Origin of the sequence: Agrobacterium sp. GD03872 (assembly GCF_029840625.1) — a bacterium.
GTDB lineage: Bacteria > Pseudomonadota > Alphaproteobacteria > Rhizobiales > Rhizobiaceae > Agrobacterium > Agrobacterium fabrum_A.
In genome coordinates, this window is record NZ_JAOCCY010000034.1 from 1 (window position 1) to 6,373 (window position 6,373).

The following is a 6,373-nucleotide window of genomic DNA, read 5'->3' on the forward strand; positions in this document are numbered from 1 at the left end:
TGTGGGGGAGATGCCCGGCAGGGCAGAGGGGGGTAAGCGGCATACTCCGAAACGCGGATATTTTCCCTACCGCTTCTCCTCCAGCACAATCGTGGGTCTCAGAGACAGAGCATTTCCCCGCCCGCGTTTTACAAATAAAAAATCCCCGGCCGGAGGCCGAGGATGATTCACGGTCAGCGCATTGGCGTCAGGGGCGTGTCGCCTTAAGCATCCACCACGCGCAAGGCGCGCGCAGCTTCCAGCGCTTCCTTCTGCACCGCTTCCTGCACCTTCTCGAAGGCGCGAACCTCGATCTGGCGCACGCGTTCGCGGCTGATGTCGAACTCGGAGGAAAGTTCCTCCAGCGTCACCGGGTCTTCGGCAAGCCGGCGGGCTTCGAAGATGCGGCGTTCGCGGTCGTTCAGCACGCCCATGGCTTTGGCCAGCATGCGGCGGCGGGTTTCCAGCTCGTCCTGTTCGATCAGCACGTCTTCCTGGCTGTCATGGTCGTCCACCAGCCAGTCCTGCCATTGGCCGGATTCGCCTTCCGACGCCTTGATCGGCGCATTCAGCGAGGCGTCGCCATGCAGGCGGCGGTTCATCGAGATGACTTCTTCTTCCGACACCTGAAGCTTCGTCGCGATTTCCTTGACGTGCTCCGGCTTCAGATCGCCATCGTCGATTGCCTGGATGCGGCCTTTCAGCCGGCGCAGGTTGAAGAACAGGCGCTTCTGGTTGGCGGTCGTGCCCATCTTCACCAGCGACCAGGAGCGCAGGATATATTCCTGGATCGAGGCCTTGATCCACCACATGGCATAGGTGGCCAGACGGAAACCGCGCTCCGGATCGAACTTCTTCACCGCCTGCATGAGGCCGACATTGCCTTCGGAGACGACTTCGCCGATCGGCAGGCCGTAACCGCGGTAACCCATGGCGATCTTGGCGACGAGACGCAGGTGGCTGGTGACGAGTTTATGCGCGGCGTCGCGGTCGCCATGCTCGGCATAACGCTTGCCAAGCATGTATTCTTCCTGCGGCTCCAGCATCGGAAATTTACGGATTTCGTCGAGATATCTATTGAGACCGGCTTCGCCGGCTGTAATCGTAGGCAAACTATTGCGGGCCATAAAGCACCCCCTTATCTATGGTCTGGAACGGCACCCTCTTTGATCGGCGACTGACCCGCCGGAGGCACACCGTAAGCTGCGGGTCGTTACCGACCCCGCACGAACCCATGTGACAGATATGTACGCGCCCGCCGCGTTTCAAGCGAACGCTGCGTTCACACATGCGTTATGTTGAGGCCACACCTTCCCTGACCTGTTTAACTTTCGAACGGTAGATTCGTTCCGAAAAACCACCAAGACCGGAGCGCACCATCAGCTCATACATCACCCGCCGGCGCATGGGGTTGTGCAGGCGCACAACCTTGGAGCCAAGGAACTGCGTCTCGACATGGGCAAGCGCGTGCAGATCGGGATCGGCGGTTATCGCGTCGGCATAGGCCGTGTGAAATTCGCGGCGGCAGACATAGGTCTTGTATTTCGTCATGCCGAAGCAGACGAGGCTGTGGCCATGGGTACGCAGGAAATCGGCGACGCCTACCGTCACTTCCGGCCAGGCAGGATTGAAAGTGTCGTCGAAGACGATGACGCCATGCGGTGCGATCACCTCCATCGCCAGTTTCGCATCGGCCAGCACGTGGTGCAGCTTGTGGCCGCCATCGATACTGAAGAAGCGGGCGGGGCCGATGCGGGAGGTAATATCGTCGGGCGCCAGCCGCGTGCTGTCGCCCCTGATGATCAGGTCTTCATCCATGGCGAAACCCAGCCGGCGGCCGTTTTCCATCAGGCGGTCATATTGGTCGAGGCTGCCATCGTCGGGCGGATCGAGATCGAAGAGATCGACGCCCAGCACCTTTTCCTGCCTCCCGGCGAATTTGCGCAGCAGGAAATAGGAGCGGCCGTAATAAACGCCGATTTCCGCCATGCCGCCATGGAGGTCACTTTTCGTCTGGGCCTGCAACAGCGCCTTGAAGACGAGCGCATCGGGCGGGTCGATATAGCCTTCGACGCTGCGCAACTCCTGAAAGATAAACCGGCGGTCTTCGATATTCATGCGATAGATCCCGTCATCATGCCGGTTCCGTTCGGGGCGGATCGAACGAATGGCGTCCCTGCGGTTTTATTTGGCAGGCTTGAAATCGGCGCGGTTTAACGGTGGCGATTTCAGGCTTTGCGGGGCCGAGGAGGGGTGACGATTGAAGCAAAATTGGGGCGGTCTATAAAAAGGACCGACTGCGGAATATCGCTATCCGCTAATCTTTTTTTATTATCCGAGGCTTCCCGCGAAATGCATGGCGCAGTTTTTTTGACCGCGCCATGCAGGTTTTCAGCCACGCAATGCGGCGGTCAGCGCTTCCATGTCATCCGGCAGGTCGGTTTCGAATTCCATCACCTCGCCGGTGCGCGGATGTTCGAAAGCGAGCAGATAGGCATGCAGGGCCTGGCGCGGAAAGCCGCGGACGGTGCTCTTTGCCGGTTCTTCGAGAAGGTTCGCCTTGGTGCGGAAGGCCGCGCCATATTCGGGATCGCCGATCAGCGGATGGCCGATATGGGCCATGTGAACGCGGATCTGGTGGGTGCGGCCGGTTTCCAGCCGGCATTCCACCATTGAGGCGAGGCAGGTGGCGTCCGGCCGCTCATGGTAACGCTCCATCACCTCGTAATGGGTGATCGCCTCGCGGGCATCGTCCGAATCCTCGTGCTTGACGGCGCGTTTGGTGCGGTCGGCGCTGCGGCCGAGCGCGGCGTCGATGGTGCCGCGCAGGGTGCGCGGGCGGCCCCAGACGACGGCCTTGTAGGCGCGCTCCAGCGGCCCGGTGCGGCCATGGTCGGCAAATTGCGCGGCGAGATGGCGGTGGGCATTGTCGTTCTTCGCCACGACCATGACGCCGGAGGTTTCCTTGTCCAGCCGGTGCACGATGCCCGGCCGCCTGACGCCACCAATGCCGGAGAGGCTGTCGCCGCAATGGTGGATGAGGGCGTTGACCAGCGTGCCGGTCCAGTTGCCGGCGCCCGGATGCACGACGAGACCGGCGGGCTTGATGAGCACGATCAGGTCTTCATCCTCATATTCCACGTCGAGCGGAATGTCCTCACCCTTGGGTTCCGGGTCTTCCGGCTCGGGCATGACGATTTCGATGCGATCCTTCGGATGCACCTTCTTTTTCGGCTCTGTCACCGGCTGGCCGTTGATGGAGACCGCGCCCTGCTCGATCAGCGCTTTCAAGCGGCTGCGGGAGAAGTCGCCGCCCACTTCGCCTGCCAGCCAGGAATCGAGGCGGCCTTCGGCGTTTTCCCCGGCAATCAGGACTTTCCTTGCGTCTCCGCCTTGTTTAAAGGGGTCGTTCATTCTTATTTTTCCGATCCATCAGCATTTCAGGGAATCCGATGACGCAGATCGAGCAAGACGAACAGGAAGACAAGCCGCTTGATCCGGCCATGGAAAAAGTTCGCCGCAAGATGATCCGTTTGCAGATCGTGTCGGGCTCCGTGATGTTTATCAGCCTTATGGCCGTCTTCGGTGCGGTTGTCTACAAGGCGATGGGGCCGTCGAAGGCGGTTCAGACGCAGACGGAAGCGCCGAACCTTGCCGTTCCCACCGGCAACGGACCGGTTGCCGTCACCGCCAGCCTGCCGCAGGGCTTCACGATCGACAATGTCAGCTATTCCGGCGGTGACATGCTGTTTTACGGGCGGCTTGCCAACGGCACCCGCAAGGCGCTGGTCTTCAACGTCGCGGCCGGCCGGTTCCTCGCCGATGTGACGGTCGATGGCCAGTGAGGCCAATAAGCTGCTGGACGGGCGGGCGCTGATCCCGGTCGAGGACCCGGCCGATCCGCGCATCGCCGCCTTTCGCGATATTCGCGAGCGCGACCTGACCGGGCGTCAGGGCCGGTTCATTGCCGAAGGAACGGTGGTGCTGCGCATGCTGGCCGCCGCCCATAAAGCGGGCGGCGCCTTTGCGGCCGAGAGCATCCTCATCCTCAAAAACCGGCTTTCCGGCGTTGCGGATATTCTTGCCGATTTCCCTGACGATGTGCCTGTTTATGTGGCTGAAGCGCCGGTGCTGGATGGCATCGTCGGGTTCCATCTGCATCGCGGCATTCTGGCGCTTGGGCGGCGGGTTCAGGATCGCGGACTGGAAAAGATGACGGCGGCACTTCCCGCCTCTTCGCTGGTGCTTGTCGGCTGCGGCATTTCCAATCACGATAATCTGGGGGCGATGTTCCGCAATGCGGCGGCGTTTTATGCCGATGCGGTGCTGCTGGACGAGACCTCATGCGATCCGCTTTATCGCAAGGCGCTGCGCGTTTCCGTCGGCTCGGTGCTTTCGGTTGCCTGGCACCGCGGCGGCGGGGCGGTGGAGATGCTGGAGCGGCTTTCCGAGGCAGGGTTTGCGATCTGGAGCCTTTCGCCCAATGGCGAAACCGAGATCCGCGATATTCCCCGATCCGAGCGCATGGCGCTGGTGATCGGCACGGAAGGCGAGGGGCTGCCGCAATCGGTGCTGTCGCGGTTTCATACCGCACGGATTGCGCAGTCGCCGCAGCTTGATAGCCTGAATGCGGGGACGGCTTCGGGGCTGGCGCTTTATCAGATGGCGGGGGTTATGGGGCGGGTTTAGGTCAGTGCCACTTTATCGCTCGGCGTATGTGGCTTACCCCCCCCCTCTGCCCTGCCGGGCATCTCCCCCTCAAGGGGGGAGATCGATATGCGGCACTTTTCAGCCCATTTCTAACGTTGCGAATGAGCGAGCGTTAGCTCCTAGCTGATCTCCCCCCTTGAGGGGGAGATGCCCTGCAGGGCAGAGGGGGGTAAGCCGCACACTCAACGCGGGGTAAACCACACCCACCGAGGGCCTAATGTTCCCGCTTCTCCATCACCACCTTCGCCCGTTTCGCAAGGCTCTCCCGCCCCGATGAGCCGGAGGCCTTGGCGAGCAGCCCCGGAATCGGCGATTTTTCGCCCTCCTGTGCGGCGGTGAGCGCGATCATCTCGGCGGCGATCCTTGCGATTTCGCGGCGGATGGGTTCGTCATTGCCGGTGCCGCGCACATTCAGCAGGCGTTCGGTAAGCGCAGTGCCCTGATTGCGGATATCCTCGATTTCCTGCTCCAGACCTTGCGACGCCGCTGGCTCCGTCACGACCGGGGGGGCTGTTTCCTCCGGTGCCGCCTCTTCTTCGGCGGCGGGTGCGGTTTCAAGCGCGGCGGCCGGGGCAGGGGCCGTCGGTTGCGATGGGCTAACCGTTTTCTCGACCGGCACGGCAGGGTTCGGCAGGCGGATGATCATGTCGTTGGCGCGGCCGCCGGTTGCGGCAAGCTGTTCCTTGAGGCGGGCGACTTCCTGATTGCGCAGCGTCAGCATCGTGTCGAGATCGGCATTTTTCGCCATGACGGTCGCGACCTGTTCCTCGAGCCGGGTGACCTTGCGGCTTTCGCGGGCAACCGCCGTCATCGCCTCCTTGTTGCGGGCCGCCACGTCCTGCAATTCGCGGCTGGCGGTCTCGCCTTCCTTGCGGAAACGTGTGGCGGTCTGCTTGGCCTGCTCGGCTTCGAGATCGCGGGTGGCGGCGAGGATTTTCGAATCATCCAGCTCGCGCGTCAGATTGGTGAGGCGGGCGGTGAGATCGGACATCTGGCCGGCGCGCTCGTTGGCGGCCTGCTCCTGTTGTGTAAGGTTCGCCTGTACGGCGCCGGCGTGTTCTTCGGCGGCATCGAGGGCCGCGCGCAATTCGCCGATTTCCAGCGTCAGCTCCTCGATTTTCAGGGAGAAGCTGCGGTTCTGTTCGCCGAGACGATAGGCATCGCTGGAGGCGGCCTCGTTGGCGAGGCGCAGCGAGGTGTTCTTTTCCCGTTCCGTATCCAGTTCCTGGCGGACCTTGGCGTTTTCGGCGGCGTAGAGCGCACGCGCCATGTCCTTCTGGGCGCGCACTTCCTGCGGGCTGATGGGCATCGTCGCGCGTATGCGGTTTTCCGTATAGGCGACGATGCGGCGGTGGATCGCGGGTGCGATCAACAGGGCCAGCAGGGTAGCGGTGAGAAAACCCAATCCGAAGAGAATGGCATATTCGATCACGCGGGACAGTCTCCGAAACTCAGATACGCGCGCATTCGGAAAGAGGGGCGCGAAAGCACGTTACGCTATTATTGCAACCGTGGGGAGGGGGCTCCCGGCAATTGCACAGGCGGTGTCGGCGCCACTTGTTTCTTCTCCCCGAGGGGGAGAAGTCCGCGGCAGCGGGATGAGGGGGCAAGGGTGGTGAGATACGGCAACGTTGCCCCCTCATCCGACCCTTCGGGCCACCTTCTCCCCGGCGGGGAGAAGAAA

Annotated in this window: 6 protein-coding genes; 2 read left to right on the forward strand and 4 right to left on the reverse strand. The window is 62.2% G+C overall.

Translation table 11 applies throughout. The features are described from left to right. Positions 1-203: 203 nt before the first annotated feature. The 3 genes from rpoH to N5D22_RS27005 all read right to left on the reverse strand — a co-directional run bounded on the left by rpoH (position 204) and on the right by N5D22_RS27005 (position 3,393). Positions 204-1,106: an RNA polymerase sigma factor RpoH gene (gene rpoH / locus N5D22_RS26995; RefSeq protein ID WP_003522581.1), complete on the reverse strand. Its 903-nt coding sequence runs from the start codon at positions 1,104-1,106 to the stop codon at positions 204-206. Between the two features lie 166 nt (positions 1,107-1,272). After that, entirely contained in the window at positions 1,273-2,097 is an 825-nt protein-coding gene (locus N5D22_RS27000) for a class I SAM-dependent methyltransferase (protein WP_279657433.1), read from the reverse strand. 273 nt (positions 2,098-2,370) lie between these two features. Next, the gene (locus N5D22_RS27005) at positions 2,371-3,393 is read right to left on the reverse strand and encodes an RluA family pseudouridine synthase (protein ID WP_035259711.1); all 1,023 of its coding nucleotides are present in this window, start codon (positions 3,391-3,393) and stop codon (positions 2,371-2,373) included. A gap of 38 nt (positions 3,394-3,431) precedes the next feature. Between N5D22_RS27005 and N5D22_RS27010 the strand changes: the two genes are divergently transcribed. Further along, the gene (locus N5D22_RS27010; protein WP_279657434.1) at positions 3,432-3,824 is read left to right on the forward strand and encodes a hypothetical protein; all 393 of its coding nucleotides are present in this window, start codon (positions 3,432-3,434) and stop codon (positions 3,822-3,824) included. Next, positions 3,814-4,668, forward strand: coding sequence for an RNA methyltransferase (locus N5D22_RS27015; protein WP_279657435.1), 855 nt, complete (start codon positions 3,814-3,816; stop codon positions 4,666-4,668). Before N5D22_RS27010 ends, N5D22_RS27015 begins: the two co-directional genes overlap by 11 nt. A gap of 235 nt (positions 4,669-4,903) precedes the next feature. Here N5D22_RS27015 and N5D22_RS27020 read toward each other — a convergent pair whose 3' ends face one another. Continuing rightward, entirely contained in the window at positions 4,904-6,121 is a 1,218-nt protein-coding gene (locus N5D22_RS27020; protein ID WP_279657436.1) for a hypothetical protein, read from the reverse strand. Positions 6,122-6,373 lie beyond the last annotated feature (252 nt).